This is a genomic window from Paenibacillus sp. B-A-8 (assembly GCF_048572915.1).
Lineage (GTDB): Bacteria > Bacillota > Bacilli > Paenibacillales > Paenibacillaceae > Paenibacillus_AQ.
The window spans coordinates 61083-75896 of sequence record NZ_CP183882.1 but is presented as its reverse complement, the minus strand read 5'-3'; the positions used below and the strand labels follow the sequence as shown (position 1 = coordinate 75896).

The following is a 14814-nucleotide window of genomic DNA, read 5'->3' as shown; positions in this document are numbered from 1 at the left end:
TAGCGCATACTACCGGACTTGTAGCATGCGCTCTAGGGAAGTTCTGGCTTTGTCGGCGACAGCAGGCGGTACATAGATTTGTGGCTTCATTGTCTCCAGGCATTTCACCAGTTTTTTTAGATTGTTAACTTTCATATTGGGACAAACAAGAAATTTTGTAGCAAAATGGAATTCTTTATCCGGACTATCTTTACGAAGCTGATATCCTGTACCATCCTCAGTTCCAACGATAAATTGCTTACGGTCGGATTTCCGGCAATACTCGAGAATGGATGTAGTACTACCTACATAATCACCCATGGCCACTACTTCCGGACGACATTCTGGATGAACTACAAATTCTGCTTCTGGGTATTTTGCTCTCATTTCTACTACATCTTTAACAGTCAACATATCGTGAGTGTTGCAATAGCCTTCCCAAATAATCAGTTTTTTGCCGGTCTGATCCTGTACGTATTGACCAAGATTCTTATCGGGTACCCAGATAATTTCTTCAGCATCGAGGGATTCGATTACTTTCACGGCATTGGCAGAGGTACAACAGATATCAGTTTCCGCTTTAATCTCTGCAGACGAGTTGATATAAGTCACCACTTTAGCATTTGGATGTTGCGCTTTAAGCTTACGCAAACCATCTACATTGACCATATCAGCCATTGGGCAGCCTGCACGTTCATCAGGAATAAGGACGGTTTTGTTTGGTGCTAATATTTTAGCGCTTTCCCCCATGAAATGAACACCGCAGAATACGATAACCTCTGCATCTGTCTCCGCAGCCTTCTGAGCGAGTAAAAAAGAGTCCCCCCGGAAATCGGCAACTTCCTGAATTTCATCACGTTGATAATAATGAGCTAAAATGATTGCGTTTCTTTCCTTTTTAAGCTGTTCAAGACGTATACGAAGTTCACGATTCTGTTCCTGCTTGCGCTCAAGTGCCAGAGCTTCCACCGATTGTTCTCCCCCTTAAATCTTCGCGGCTTTACGCCGGCGCGATGTTATCAAATGGCATGAGCCATCATCTGAAAAAATGAATAAGCTGATGATAATAGTAAGTAATATTAATCACTAATGTACACAACGTTCCAGCCCCTGTCAATGTGACTAGACAGGCTTCCAAGCATGAAATTACCTAAAAATTAAAATAAAAAATCCGGAGAACAATTACGCTCTCCGGATAATTTTACATCTTATGAATAGTAAGCCTGCTTAGGTAAGGCTAGTTCCGCCGCCTTTATTGTCATCATCAGATCCGTCATTTCCCTCAGACTCAGGTTTGTTCGGGATTTCCTTAGATAGGTTCGGAGGCGTGGACTCCGTATCTTCAGACTTGCCTTGAATGCGAACACGCACATCACCGATATTATCAATGACTGGTTCACCAACTTCAAGTGCAACGCCTTCGCCACCTTCAGCCTTACCATCTTCAGAAAGGAATCCTTGTTCAATCAGCTCTTTAATCTGATCAAGCTCAAGTGTTTCCTTCTCAAGTAACGTGTTGGCAATCAGATGCATTTCTTTAGAGTGTTTGAGCAACAGCTCTTTACAACGTTCGTAGCTCGAAGTAATAAAGTTCTGCATTTCTTGATCAATCTCATAAGCAATGGAATCACTATAATTCTGTTCATGCCCAATATCACGACCTAAGAATACTTGGCCTTGAGAAGAGCCGAACTGCATAGGTCCAAGCTTATCGCTCATACCGTATTCCATGATCATGGCACGCACGATACGCGTAGCCTGTTGGAAGTCACTGTATGCGCCCGTACCGATCTCACCAATAAACAATTCTTCGGCAACACGTCCACCAAGTAATCCAGTAACCTTATCCAAAAGCTCCTGCTTGGTAACGATCATCCGATCTTCCTTCGGAAGCATAATTACATATCCGCCTGCACGTCCGCGTGGGATAATTGTAACTTTATGCACCATATCAGCATGCTCAAGGAAATAACCAGCGATAGTATGGCCTGCTTCATGGTAAGCTACAATGCGTTTCTCACGGTCGCTGATAACACGACTACGTTTCTCAGTACCTACGATAACACGGTCAATGGCTTCATCCACTTCAATCATGGAGATATCCTTGCGGTTACGACGTGCAGCTAGCAGCGCTGCCTCATTTAGCAGATTCTCTAGATCAGCACCCGTGAATCCAGTTGTACGTTTAGCGACAACATCCAGTCTTACATCTTTCGTAAGCGGCTTGTTACGAGCGTGAACCTTAAGTACAGCTTCACGACCTTTTACGTCAGGGCGGTCAACCGTAATTTGACGGTCAAAACGTCCTGGACGAAGTAATGCAGGATCAAGTATATCAGCGCGGTTAGTTGCCGCAACAATAATAATGCCTTCGTTACCACCGAATCCATCCATCTCAACCAGCAATTGGTTAAGTGTCTGTTCGCGTTCGTCATGTCCGCCGCCGAGTCCGGCGCCACGTTGACGACCCACAGCATCAATTTCATCAATGAAGATAATACATGGTGCGTTTTTCTTGGCGTTCTCGAACAAATCACGTACCCGAGAAGCACCGACACCCACGAACATTTCCACAAAATCAGAACCGGAAATACTGAAGAAAGGAACGCCGGCTTCACCTGCTACTGCACGTGCAAGCAATGTTTTACCTGTTCCCGGAGGACCTACAAGCAGTACGCCTTTAGGGATACGTGCACCGACAGCTGCAAATTTACGCGGATCTTTCAAGAACTCAACAACTTCGACAAGCTCTTGCTTCTCTTCATCAGCCCCTGCAACATCCTCAAAGCTGATTTTCTTCTTCTCTTCATTATATAACCGAGCCTTGCTCTTGCCGAAATTCATAACTTTACCGCCGCCACCTTGCGCCTGGTTAAACAGGAAGAAGAACAAGATGAACATAATGACCAGCGGGATAATGGAAGAAAGGAATGTCAGCCAAATGCTGGTACCTTCCATTTTCTTCTGAGTTAATTCAATGCCATTTACATCACTGGCCTGAATCAGTTCATTAATAGCAGCATCTGTTGGAGGAATATATGTGGAGAAGCTTTTCGATTTAGTATCGGCAGGCAGCTCTCTATATTCGCCTGTAACTAAAAAGGCATTACCCTCAAACTGAACCGTCAAATCCTTCACATTGTTGTTCTTGATCTCCTGCCGTAACTCGTCGTATCTAGGGAAATCGGCGGCTTCATTTCCATTGCTCACAAACTGGACAATACCCACCACGACTAAAAATAAAATCAAATAAAAACCAGAATTCCGGATGAACCGATTCATCCCCTACCTCCTCTCGCAACACTCAAGTTATTGTACCATAGCCTCTTGGGACACCTCAAATATAGGAAGCCAAGGGTGCCTGATCCGTATGATCAAGGCAATCAATAGTTTAATTGGAATAAATCTCAGGCTTCAGTACTCCAACATATGGGAGGTTCCGATACCGCTCGGCATAATCCAATCCGTAGCCTACTACAAATTCGTCTGGCAACACGAAGCCTGTATAGCTGGCTTCAAGATTAACCGTACGACCTGATGGCTTATCAAATAAGGTAACCACCGAGATAGAAGCAGCATTGCGGTTGCGGAGCAGCTCAATCAAATAGCTGAGCGTAAGGCCACTGTCAATAATATCTTCAACGATCAAGATATCGCGGCCTTCTACCGATACATCCAAATCCTTAATAATTTTGACAACACCAGAGGACTTGGTGGATGCTCCATAGCTGGACACTGCCATGAAATCCATCTCAACAGGTACTGTAATGGCTTTAACCAAATCTGCCATAAATATAAACGCGCCTTTTAGTACACAAATGACTAAAGGGGTACGGCCTGCGTATTCTTCGCTCAGTGTTCGACCGAGCTCCTTAATTTTCTGCTGAAGTTCCTCTTCGGTGATCAAGACTTCTTGAATATCATTTTGCAACTTGCGAAACCTCCTAAGTTATACTATGAAAGACTTACTTCGACCATTACGTTTCTTCAGGGTCATCCAGCTCTGCTAGAGACAACAGAAGTACCGAGGTCGTGTGCCGCCCTACTGCGGCATGCATCGAGCGTCTTACGCCCGGAATCCAGACGATATTGCCCAAACCATCACAAACGAGGGGGATCATAGAACGTTTAGCAGCAGGTATTTTATCATCAATATAAATATCTTTTACCTTTTTGCTTCCGTTTAATCCCATGACTCTTATGGTATCTCCAGGCAATCGGGAACGTATCGTTAGTGGAAAGACCAGTTCATCACGGTCAAACCAAGCCGACATCTTCCCATAATCCTCCCCCTGTACAAAAAAGTTTTCTCTCTCCAGCACCGCCATTGACATCACCTTACCTATTTCCTCCAGTTTAAGCTCGGAGTCCGGTAAAAACAGACGATATGTATAGCTTGCCTGTTGCTGCGCGGGCTTGGACGAGAACAAGATGATATCATATTGCCGCACACAAGTCAGGCCTCCACCTAAATCTAAACTCCAGGTGGTGGGATAGCTCTGCAGCGTTCCCCGACGTACAGATTCAATCTTGGAGAAATCAAGGGCAGATAGATCCGCCGACAGATAATTTAATATTAGTTTAATCAAACGCCGTTGTAAAGCGGAGGGTATGGCCGCAAATGAAGCTCTGTTAAAGGTATATTTCCCTTCCCCTTCCGAAACGAGCTCCTCAAAGCATTTTACCGCAGATGCCTCCATATATTCATCCTCAGCCCCTGCAATTTCCGCAAGCTGTACGAGGGACTGCCGCACTCTTCCATTATACTTTTCCAGAAAAGGAAGAACTTCCAAACGAATGGCATTCCGCTTGTATTTCGTTAGCAGATTGGTGGCATCCTCAGCATAAGTGAAACCTTCATTTTGGCATAAACCCAAAAGTGCTGTTTTGTTAATACGTAGGAATGGGCGAATGAGTTCCACCTTTTTTTCTGTTCTTTTCCACTTGATACCCGACAGTCCCGATAATCCACTTCCGCGTAATAAACGCATAATGACAGTTTCTGCCTGATCATCCGCATGATGAGCCAGAGCAACAGAACGCGCCCCATATCGGTGTGCCGTATCAATCAGAAATTCATACCGCTTCTCACGTGCAGTTCCCTCAGGACCAAGTCCACTCTCTTTAGCCAAGGAGGGAATATCGAATTCCGCAAACTCAAAGGGCAATCCCAGTTCTTCAGCCATACCACGTACGAGCTCTGCCTCTTCCTTCGACTCCGGTCTAAATCCGTGATTCACATGAGCACATATTAAGGTAAGTGGCATAACGTTTAAAGATATTTCATGCAAAACATGCAAAAGAGCCACAGAATCCGGGCCGCCGGAAACTGCGACTACAATGGTGTCATGGGGTGCCCACAGCTCATGCTCGGCTGCTGACTCCAATACTGACTCCATCAGTCCATTCATTTGCTCCATATGCGGCCCCCCTTTTCTCAACTATATGTATAAGTTCAAAACCGAAATACCCAATAAATCGTAAAGGCAAGCACGAACAAGGATAATGCAAAAGCATTTTTAAGCCAGCGAGGTGTGTCCATACTATCAGGTCGCTTTCTACGCGAATTGTAAATATGGTTGCGCCAGACCTCTGTAGCATCTGCAGAACCGGAGAAACCTCCTTTTAACGCCAAACAAATCCAAGAGGATAGTTTCTTGTCGGGTAGATTTCTGGCCAACTTAAACAGTTCATCTACACTTCTTGTCTGCGGCAACTGTAGCGCGGCTTTCTTGAGCCCCTCTTCATTTAAAAGACGGAGGCACAGCACAGCAAAAGCGAATAAATCATACCCCTCATCACTCGTGCGGCTACCTGCATTCCAAAAGCCACGGTCATGCCACTCCGTAAATTGCTTCACACTACGACCTTTAGGGCTTGCGCCTCCAAAATCGATCAGCTCCACTTCACCGTAATTGGACACCATTACATTCTCCGGCTTCAAATCTCCAAACACAAAACCGCATTCATGTAATGTGCGCAGCTTATCGAGCAACCCAAGCCCTACCAAACCTAACCATTCCGGTCCATTCTTCGATAAAAAATGATGCAAAGGCTTGCCTTCAACATACCGCATGACATAAAAAGGTACGTTGTTTCCATTCGCAAAATCATCCGATTCCAAGAAATAAGAAGATAATGGAGATTCACGGCGAGCACGGTGTTCATTGCGCTTTCGACGCGATTGCAGCGACGTCAGTACATTGATCTCCGATTGCAGCTCAAGTGTATCGTATCCGATTTTTAGCGCGTACCATTCCCGTCTGCCTTCTCTTTGCACAAGATATACGGTTCCGTTCGCGCCCCTTCCCAGCATCCGTTCCACGACATAACGGTTTCCCCGCCATTTGCCGGTAATTAAGGTGCCAGTAGGATAGGACGGATTAGACGACATACCCACCAATCATCCCTTCTCTTTCGTCGTGGTCATCCATTCGCCGTCCACGATGTTCATCCAGTGTATCATAACGATAATGTTCAAGCACCTTGAAAATAGCTGGACCCGTCGGTGTTGCGCCTCTCATGTGTAATTTGGAGAATAGCGTACGAATACCTGACATATCCTTGGTCCAATCTAAATCAAGTCTGGCATCCTCGCTGCTGTTATTTCCAGGAAAATGAAACACAGCGATCTCACTCTTTCCTTCTCTAGCTTCCAGACTGAGCGCCAAATCCCGAATCGCATCTTCCACAGCACCCAGTTTAGGCTTCATACTAGCACTGGCATCGATAAGGAGCGCAATGCGCAGTGGCGATGTTTCTGTTAGTTCATCTACAACTGTAACAACCTGCGAGCGTTGAACAGGTGGTAGCTGCTCCAGCGACCCTTCACCTAGTATCTTTTTTACTTCCTTATTAACCGCCTGCTGGATCGTCTGAACCACAGTTTTCCGTGTCATCATCTGAATTGTCTGCGCCAGTTGTGGCGTTCCGACTATTCGGCTAAGGCCTCCCCCGGCCTTGGCAATGTCGGCTATTTCCCGGCTTCCGAGTTCGCCGATCGTACCATAATCAACTACACCGACCACATTTACGGTGATTCCCTCCTGCAAGGCATGCGCCGCTGCCATCACCGGACTTTCCCCTACGTTTGAACAACCGTCAGTAATGAGCAAAATCTGCTTCATAACTCTCCACTCCCCCTTGTTTGAAACCTCTGTTTCTAGCATATCCAGAAATGAGAGATTTCAAACGGTCGCTATTGTTGGGGACATTTGTGATCTGAACTGTGGGATAGTGAATAGGGGAACTGCGAGAAATGTTTGGGCTTTCGATCGCTGTTGTCCTCAGATTCCCTGATTAGAACCCCCTGTTGCGGTTGGAATCCGAGGACAAAGGCGAACGCTCCGCTTCTACAGCTCCAAAATTTCTCTCCGTTCCATACCTTCACTAGTAAACAGTTAAGATCTGAAAAAATTATGCGCCAAAGTCAGTCAACCTTTGAAACGTAAATAGTAGACGTCGGCGAGTTACACATCACAGACTCGCCTCGACCTATACCAATAACAGTGTACACGACGCTTCGCGCGTACTAAAACATACAAGCAACACGACGCTTCGCGCGTGCTTAAACATACAGGCATTACGACACTTCGCGCGTGCCCAACCATCTAGCTCACCGTACGCGGACGCTCCATTCGGCCGACACCAGGCATATGCAGGCTGGACCATTCCGGATGAAAATGATCAACACGACTGACGACAATCGTCATGTCATCATGGATCTCATTGCCCTGATAACGAATCACCTTATCTAACAGGCTATCCGCCAAATCTTGAGGATCATCCCCTTCAAGCTCTTGGATCAACCGTTTCATCCATATCTCCTTATTAACGGCATATCCAGGCGCATCATAAATACCATCCGTCATCATAATCAAAATATCACCCGCCCGAAGCTGCATGCTGATCAAATCCACGTCGATATCTTTAATGATTCCTATAGGCAGATTACTAGAGGTTATTGGAATGACCTCACTGCCCCTCCGGATAAAGCTCGGTGCGGAAGCAATCTTCATAAAGGTGGTCTGTGCAGAGTACTGATCGATTAAAGCCATATCGACGGTAGCATAGAACTCGTCGGGAGAACGTAATAAGAGAATAGAGTTTACCGACTTTACAGCCAGCTTCTCGTCCATACCCGATTGCAGTAGCTTCTCTAACATGCCAAGTGCAGCACTGCTCTCCATTCTCGCCCGCTCACCATTTCCCATCCCATCGCTAATGGATACCGCAAAGGTACCATTTCCAAGCTCTACGGTGCTAAAGCTGTCACCCGACAGCATATCTCCACTTTTAGAAACGACAGCCACCCCTGTGTTTACCTCAAAAGCTTTAGCTGAACCGAAGGTAACCATCGACAAGCCTTCCCTAGGATGGACTGCCGTCTCACTCATGACAGCAATATTCTCATCCAAAATGTCAGATAAGAGCGGGGCGATCATTTTACGGCACTCATCAAATCCACGAGTATAGGCATGAACCACCTCAATTTCTACACGCCCAGGGTCCAGACTTAAGATCTCAATGCCATGGATAGACAAGCCCAATTTCTCCAACGTCTCACGGATTTGAGCTTCCTGGCGATACATGGCCTGTCCTTCACGTTTAATTTCTCGCGCCAAGTCCTCCATAACCTGCGACACGCCGGATAACTGCTCGGCAACAAATTGACGACTATCGTATATTTGTCTTTTCCATCGCATATCATGTTGGTAAAGATCATATTGCCCTTTCATGACTTCAAGCACTTCGCCAGTTTTACCGCAAATCCGGCTCCATTCCGGTGGTAACTGAGCTGCCGTAATATCAGGGCATTCCTCGACAGTGGTCATCATATCTGTCATGTATCTATATGTCTGATAGAATTTCGCATCCCAGCAGTGGGAACGCCGAATGCATCCCGCACAGGCCCCCTCTGTTACCGTATTCATGAAATCCTCCATCTCACGGTCTGATTTCCCTACTTCTCCTGCGCGTGGAATCTGCCCAAAGCTGCTCGACAGCTGCTGGAATACCTGTGAGAATTGCGTCACCCGTTCTGCCGTTAGATCCCTTACCCTTCGTGCATACTCATGTTGAGATCGGCTATGGTCTGATGTGCCCGGAACATATTTAGCAATAGCAGATATCATCGCCTTAGGCGTTATAAGAAATAGCACCACCGCTACACAGGTCTCCCATGTTGAGGCCATCATATCACCCGGACCCGTAAAATAGACGGAAAGGATCGTGGATCCTAGCAACATCCCAATAGATACTGCACCTTTTCGGCCGCCCTGCATCATTCCCGCCAGCATTCCGGAAAAAGCAAGCAGGCTCATCTGATAGATTGCACTGATATCCGCCAGACTGAGAATCAACCCGGTCACCACCCCGACAGCAGCACCAAGAGGAGCCCCTCCTGCCATGGCGAAGAGAAGAATTAAATAACGTGACAATATATGCTCCAAAGACAAACCGTTAAGGGTCCAACCCACTAGGCCTGTCATTACTGAGGCGAGCAAGATAATAAGGCATAGAATCTCCTCATTCCTGAGCGCTCTACTCTTTTGCTTATAGGTTAGTAGAGGTAGCGCTTGAATGAACACCAATGTAAGCACAAAGCCTAGTAGAGCATCTAGTGTTGTCATCATAAGCGGATACCAAGAAAGAGAAGGGCCAATAACGATCTGGAACAAGCCAACCATAAACGAAGACACGAACACCATCAGTGGTGCATAGGACAAGTCTATTCGCTCATAACTTTCCAGCCCTTTATAAACTAGAAAGAAAATAATCAGTTCAGCAGTAATAATCAAAGCTCCAGGGAATGGGGTAAAGAGACTTCCAGCTATAATGGCTGCAGCTACAGGTAGAATAGAGTCGCGACGCATAAACACAATGACGGCAAAGTATGCGGCGGCAAAAGGAGATAGTTCGTCCAAAATCATGGCTCTACCCAGCAGAAATCCCATGAAACTAAGCAAAAGCATCCATTTCTTCGCTGCTATAAGCTGAATGTACCGCTGCTTCTGACCCCAAGCTGCAATACGCGTGCGTAAGGCTTGTCTTTGCTTCTTATCTTCACTTCCCACTCTTGTCCACTCTGGCAAATTTACCACGTTGCTTTTACTCATTCCCCTACACCACCCGTTTAAGAATTTATGGTACTCATTATATAGCCGGGGATTTGAGAAAGTTTGTCAGAAATGGAGGGACACACACAAGAAATTTCCGACAAAAAAGCCTTCGACCGCGATCTTTAAAAAAGCTGTTCTATCCCATGCGGGGCGGTAGGTTGATTAGTTTCAAGATTATTTCCAACGCAGTTTCACGCGCTGACGCGGCGGTCATTCGTCAGCGATTGCCCTAGAGTTATGTGAGAATGGCATGGATGCTGTCGGCAATTTTATATGACATGACAAAAAAACCGCAAGGGCGAAATGCCCCTGCGGTTATTTATGATGTACAGGTTATTGGATTATACGCGTTTGGCTCCACGGCCTCCGCGCTTTCCTTCTGTGTTCTTCTTGATCGAAGATATACGTTCTTCGCTGTCTTTCAGGAATCGCGACATTTTATCCTCGAATGAAGGTTTACCGGCTGCAGGCTTAAATGGACGCCCACCCCGTTCACGATTGAATCCACCGCCGCCTCCACCACTGCCGCCGCCACCGCCGAAACGGTCTCCGCCGCTAGGACGTTCTGGTCTTGGAGCTCTAGGCGGACGTACTTCCGATGCCGGCTTGTCAACAGCCTGCTTAATGGAAAGTCCGATCTTGCCGTCCTTATCGACGTTGATCACCTTGACTGTTACTACATCACTAATCTTCAGATGATCGTTAACATCCTTGACATAATTATCGGCGATTTCCGAGATGTGAACGAGACCTGTGACACCTCCTGACAGATCCACAAATGCTCCGAAATGCGTGATGCCTGTCACTTTGCCTTCTAACTTGGTGCCCACTTCAATTGCCATAGAATAAAATGATCCTCCCTTAAAAATATACAGACGAATATTAAGGTCATCCTGTCTGCGGTGATTTGATTATACAGTAAAGAGCAAATCAAGGCAACAGAGTAAAAGCCTCTTTTAACCTCTATTATTGCTCGGATTGCTCTGTTCGAATAGGAGTTTCCCCTTGAGGATAGATATTGTACCATTTACGTGCTAATTGGCCAATATACTCGTCATCATTAAGTCTGGATAATTCATATTTTAATTGAGTTAAAGATGCCATGACATCCTTACTAGTTTCCTGTTTCTTCGCAAGTTCCTTGCCCTTGTCCGCAATGACTGCACTCTGATCGAAGTAAGTATAACCCGCCCAGCCAAAAAATAGTGCCACAAAGACAATCCACATAAATCTTCTTCTCTTCGCGCCTGCGGCCGAATTTTTACTATGATTACTTTTCTCTTCCGCAGTAAATCTGTTCATGCAACGTACCCCCTAATTCAAGGTCAGCGTTTCCGCCATTTGGTAATCCATCCAGTGATCTTCACAATCCAGGCGCTTTGTGCCAGCCGCGATAACCGTGGAGAGATCCACCTTACAGGTAATACCCAAATTGGTTTGGTCAGACGCAGCAGAAGCTTAAGAATAAACCATAGAATACGACCTGTTAGCTTTAGCAGTCCTAAAATAAAACGCCAAAGCCAGCGAAGAGGTGTACCTATCAGGATCTCCACAAGTCTCCATAGCAACCTGAACATATACTGAACCGATTGAATTAACATTAACACAAAACGCCGTACCGTAACACTGAAGATTAAAAAATAGATCCATACTCCTAGAAACAAACCTAAAAAGACATAAAATCGCAGTTGGCCTTGATTTCCGGCATATAGCATGCGAAATACTAGCAAAGCGGCCCATAGCCAATATAGTAGATCTAGCATAGCATTCAGCCATTTGGGAAAATTGAACTTCAGCGACAGCACCCGGTAGCTGTCATAGGCCAGTCCCATTGCCAACCCAGCCATGATCATGTAGAACAGCGTCACCCACTGAACTGCAGGATTCATTTAAATAGCTTACCGAGTAGACCTTTGTTTTTGCCCTGCGATCCGGGATCGAGATAAATCAGGGAATGTACATTGCCCTCTAATGACAACATTCCGTTCTCCAGACTTAAATTTTTAATATGTAAATGATTCCCGCGAATGGTGAGATGGCCGAGTTCTGTACGAAGCAAAAATTCCTCACTGTCGAAGCTCTCCACATTTTGCACGCCCGTCAACTCTAACTGCTTACGACTGCGCATGTGCAGATCATGCTGTTTGTTTACCTTTCCTGGCTCGATCATAGCATGTACCCCTCCTTCTTACCTCTAATCTATGGCAGAAGTAGAAGTTATAGAACATCCCGTCCCTCTAAAAAAATAAGAGAAACAAAAAGAAAAAAGAAGGCACCACTCTACAGAATGTAAAGTTATGCCTTCTTCTTTATTTACTATTACTCTTACCAGTCCAGTCCGCTGCTCTTAGCAACAGGCTCTTCCCGAACTAGAGTATACATCCCAGCGGCCTCGTCCTTGCGAGTCGTTTCGACCAGCTTTTCTACTTTGACCGTTACAAGCTTTTGCCCAAATTGTACAGTAATCTCGTCACCGATCTTAACTGCACTACTAGGTTTAGATTCCCGCCCGTTAATCAGTACCCGGCCTTGTTCGGACACATCCTTGGCCACTGTACGGCGCTTAATTAAACGGGACACTTTCAGGAATTTGTCAAGACGCATTAGTTAACGGCTTCTTTAAGCTTGTTACCAGCTTTGAAAGCCGGTACAGTCGATTCTGGAATTTCAATCGTTGTGCCCGTTTGCGGGTTGCGACCAGTGCGTCCTGCACGTTTGCGAGTTTCAAAAGTTCCGAAACCGATCAGTTGGACTTTATCACCTTTTGCCAAAGCTTCTGTAATCTCACCCAAGAACCCGTTCAATACTGCTTCTACATCTTTTTTTGCCAATCCGTTTTTCTCGGAAATGTTGTTTACCAAATCTGTCTTGTTCATAATTTAAAGTTCCTCCTAGGATACGAAAAAATAAATGAAACGAGAATCACCACCATAGGATGGGGCGAATCGCATTTCGTCTTTATGTTATTCTTGATGTCACCTTAAAATCCTGCCACGATTCGTCGTTTTTTTAAAAAAGAAGCAGTTATTTCTCACAAATCGTCGCAGAATCTATTCTATAGCACTATTAAACTACTGGCCACATTCTAAATCAGAAAATAAAAGCTACATCCACAGCATTGCCCCATTTTAGAGTCCATATACCGTAAGGAGGCTGTGAAAGGCTAGACTTTTCGCTCCTCCGCCTTAGCTTCTTGCCACAATTCTTCCATCTCTTCCAAACTACTATCCTTTACACTCTTTCCCTTGCGGTGCAAGCTTTGCTCAATATATTGGAACCGGCGCACAAATTTACGGTTAGTTCGGGTTAATGCCTCTTCCGGATCTGCACCGATAAAACGAGCGACATTCGTAACTGCAAACAACAAATCCCCAAGTTCCAGAATTTGATCATCTGTCGCCGCATCTGTGTCAATCGCCTCCTGCAGCTCATCGATCTCCTCACGAATTTTGGCTATGCAATCCGTAGCGTTGTCCCAGTCAAAGCCCACCTTGGATGCTTTTTTCTGAAGCTTGTATGCCTTCATAAGGGCAGGTAGGTCACGCGGAACACCACTAAGAACGGATAATTCCTCTGGCTTCACACCTTTACGCCGCTTCTCTTCTGCCTTCATGCCCTCCCAGTTCTTCAACGCTTCTTCGGCATCATTCGCATTGGTATCTCCAAAGACGTGAGGGTGACGGAAGATAAGCTTATCATTCAGCCCTTCAATGACGTCATACACGTTAAACGTGCCCAGCTCCTCCTCCATTTGAGAGTGAAGCATAATTTGCAGCAAAAGGTCGCCCAGCTCCTCTTTCATATGATCGGGGTCGTCCTCATCAATGGTTTCAAGGACTTCATAGGTTTCTTCGATTAAATTTTTGCGCAGGGATTCATGTGTCTGCTCCCGATCCCATGGACAACCCTCCGGGCTTCGAAGAATATCGACAATTTCATGCAAACGAGCAAAGGTACGATTTCTTAGATTCTCGTCACGATTCGCAGGTACATAGACCAACGACAAATTTCCATAACCGTTAAGACGATCCAGCTCGTATAGAGGGACTCTTACAATACTTTCTTCGTTCTCCACACCGAGTGCATGACCCACAACCACTTCATATTCAGGCGGATACAGCCCCATCAGACATAACTTTGTCTCCGAGGCTGTAAAGCTATCGTATACCTGGCCAATCAGGGTATGCAGTTCAGGCTGAAGCTGAGCGCTGCGAATACCAGAAGCATCTAATAGTTGAAATCCTTCGATGGGGTCAAACCCCAGTCGAACAAACGCCTCGTCGAGGAAGCTCTCTCCGCCTAATATTTGCAGTTCAATGCCTTCCTCAGGACACCGCTCACGCAGCTGTGAAACCGCTGATTCCGCCACCATAGGATGACCCGGAACCGCATAGACAATATCTGTACCCTCAGGTGCGGACCGAGCCTCTTCAATCAGCTTTGAAGTAATCGCTGCATAAACCTCAGGAAACGAAGATAAGGATTCATACAATCCATCGAAAGACTGTGAAGCAATTTCAAGCTCGGAGAGTGCAGCCATGACTGGATGCTCTTTTGTCCGCACGTAAACAACAGATGCTGCCTTCAATTTCTTTATAATCCCTAACGTCAGTCGATCAGGGTTACCTGAACCAAGACCAACGACCGTTAATGTTGCACTCATGTCTGTTCCTCCTCATCAACGGCTGTCTCAGCAGACCGCATTTTTATATTG

The 14814-nt window shown here is 45.9% G+C and carries 14 protein-coding genes; all 14 read right to left on the bottom strand.

All coding sequences use genetic code 11. The features are described 5' to 3' along the window. Nucleotides 1–9: 9 nt before the first annotated feature. Nucleotides 10–948: a quinolinate synthase NadA gene (gene nadA, locus ACN6MV_RS00345; protein ID WP_042183878.1), complete on the bottom strand. Its 939-nt coding sequence runs from the start codon at nucleotides 946–948 to the stop codon at nucleotides 10–12. A gap of 258 nt (nucleotides 949–1206) precedes the next feature. Further along, the gene (gene ftsH, locus ACN6MV_RS00340; protein ID WP_042123154.1) at nucleotides 1207–3261 is read right to left on the bottom strand and encodes an ATP-dependent zinc metalloprotease FtsH; all 2055 of its coding nucleotides are present in this window, start codon (nucleotides 3259–3261) and stop codon (nucleotides 1207–1209) included. A gap of 109 nt (nucleotides 3262–3370) precedes the next feature. After that, nucleotides 3371–3910, bottom strand: a complete 540-nt coding sequence (gene hpt, locus ACN6MV_RS00335) for a hypoxanthine phosphoribosyltransferase (protein WP_042123153.1) — start codon at nucleotides 3908–3910, stop codon at nucleotides 3371–3373. 46 nt (nucleotides 3911–3956) lie between these two features. Beyond that, nucleotides 3957–5399 (bottom strand): tRNA lysidine(34) synthetase TilS, encoded by a 1443-nt coding sequence (tilS, locus tag ACN6MV_RS00330; RefSeq protein WP_042123151.1) that lies wholly within the window; start codon nucleotides 5397–5399, stop codon nucleotides 3957–3959. Between the two features lie 35 nt (nucleotides 5400–5434). Next, nucleotides 5435–6373, bottom strand: coding sequence for a serine/threonine protein kinase (locus tag ACN6MV_RS00325; protein WP_042131739.1), 939 nt, complete (start codon nucleotides 6371–6373; stop codon nucleotides 5435–5437). After that, nucleotides 6363–7106, bottom strand: coding sequence for a vWA domain-containing protein (locus ACN6MV_RS00320; protein ID WP_042123149.1), 744 nt, complete (start codon nucleotides 7104–7106; stop codon nucleotides 6363–6365). Before ACN6MV_RS00320 ends, ACN6MV_RS00325 begins: the two co-directional genes overlap by 11 nt. A 483-nt stretch (nucleotides 7107–7589) precedes the next feature. After that, nucleotides 7590–10097 (bottom strand): stage II sporulation protein E, encoded by a 2508-nt coding sequence (gene spoIIE / locus ACN6MV_RS00315; protein ID WP_042123147.1) that lies wholly within the window; start codon nucleotides 10095–10097, stop codon nucleotides 7590–7592. 344 nt (nucleotides 10098–10441) lie between these two features. After that, nucleotides 10442–10942, bottom strand: coding sequence for a S1 domain-containing RNA-binding protein (locus ACN6MV_RS00310; RefSeq protein WP_036678766.1), 501 nt, complete (start codon nucleotides 10940–10942; stop codon nucleotides 10442–10444). A 124-nt stretch (nucleotides 10943–11066) separates the two neighbouring features. Continuing rightward, nucleotides 11067–11402 (bottom strand): FtsB family cell division protein, encoded by a 336-nt coding sequence (locus ACN6MV_RS00305; RefSeq protein ID WP_042123145.1) that lies wholly within the window; start codon nucleotides 11400–11402, stop codon nucleotides 11067–11069. Between the two features lie 23 nt (nucleotides 11403–11425). Next, nucleotides 11426–11989 carry a spore cortex biosynthesis protein YabQ gene (gene yabQ / locus ACN6MV_RS00300; protein ID WP_076121186.1) on the bottom strand — a complete coding sequence of 188 codons (564 nt, stop codon included), beginning with the start codon at nucleotides 11987–11989 and terminating at the stop codon, nucleotides 11426–11428. Continuing rightward, nucleotides 11986–12270 carry a sporulation protein YabP gene (gene yabP / locus ACN6MV_RS00295; RefSeq protein WP_042123140.1) on the bottom strand — a complete coding sequence of 95 codons (285 nt, stop codon included), beginning with the start codon at nucleotides 12268–12270 and terminating at the stop codon, nucleotides 11986–11988. Before yabP ends, yabQ begins: the two co-directional genes overlap by 4 nt. Before the next feature lie 155 nt (nucleotides 12271–12425). Next, nucleotides 12426–12704, bottom strand: coding sequence for an RNA-binding S4 domain-containing protein (locus ACN6MV_RS00290; protein WP_042183857.1), 279 nt, complete (start codon nucleotides 12702–12704; stop codon nucleotides 12426–12428). Beyond that, nucleotides 12704–12976, bottom strand: coding sequence for an HU family DNA-binding protein (locus ACN6MV_RS00285; RefSeq protein ID WP_036678778.1), 273 nt, complete (start codon nucleotides 12974–12976; stop codon nucleotides 12704–12706). Before ACN6MV_RS00285 ends, ACN6MV_RS00290 begins: the two co-directional genes overlap by 1 nt. A gap of 287 nt (nucleotides 12977–13263) precedes the next feature. After that, nucleotides 13264–14763: a nucleoside triphosphate pyrophosphohydrolase gene (gene mazG, locus ACN6MV_RS00280; RefSeq protein WP_419885505.1), complete on the bottom strand. Its 1500-nt coding sequence runs from the start codon at nucleotides 14761–14763 to the stop codon at nucleotides 13264–13266. Nucleotides 14764–14814 lie beyond the last annotated feature (51 nt).

Coding starts and splice junctions, on each gene's coding strand:
- spoIIE (WP_042123147.1), bottom strand. CDS start 10,097: ATGAGTAAAAGCAACGTGGTAAATTTGCCAGAGTGGACAAGAGTGGGA.
- ACN6MV_RS00290 (WP_042183857.1), bottom strand. CDS start 12,704: ATGCGTCTTGACAAATTCCTGAAAGTGTCCCGTTTAATTAAGCGCCGT.
- ACN6MV_RS00285 (WP_036678778.1), bottom strand. CDS start 12,976: ATGAACAAGACAGATTTGGTAAACAACATTTCCGAGAAAAACGGATTG.
- ACN6MV_RS00305 (WP_042123145.1), bottom strand. CDS start 11,402: ATGAACAGATTTACTGCGGAAGAGAAAAGTAATCATAGTAAAAATTCG.
- ACN6MV_RS00310 (WP_036678766.1), bottom strand. CDS start 10,942: ATGGCAATTGAAGTGGGCACCAAGTTAGAAGGCAAAGTGACAGGCATC.
- yabQ (WP_076121186.1), bottom strand. CDS start 11,989: ATGAATCCTGCAGTTCAGTGGGTGACGCTGTTCTACATGATCATGGCT.
- ACN6MV_RS00320 (WP_042123149.1), bottom strand. CDS start 7,106: ATGAAGCAGATTTTGCTCATTACTGACGGTTGTTCAAACGTAGGGGAA.
- yabP (WP_042123140.1), bottom strand. CDS start 12,270: ATGATCGAGCCAGGAAAGGTAAACAAACAGCATGATCTGCACATGCGC.
- ACN6MV_RS00325 (WP_042131739.1), bottom strand. CDS start 6,373: ATGTCGTCTAATCCGTCCTATCCTACTGGCACCTTAATTACCGGCAAA.
- mazG (WP_419885505.1), bottom strand. CDS start 14,763: ATGAGTGCAACATTAACGGTCGTTGGTCTTGGTTCAGGTAACCCTGAT.
- tilS (WP_042123151.1), bottom strand. CDS start 5,399: ATGGAGCAAATGAATGGACTGATGGAGTCAGTATTGGAGTCAGCAGCC.
- ftsH (WP_042123154.1), bottom strand. CDS start 3,261: ATGAATCGGTTCATCCGGAATTCTGGTTTTTATTTGATTTTATTTTTA.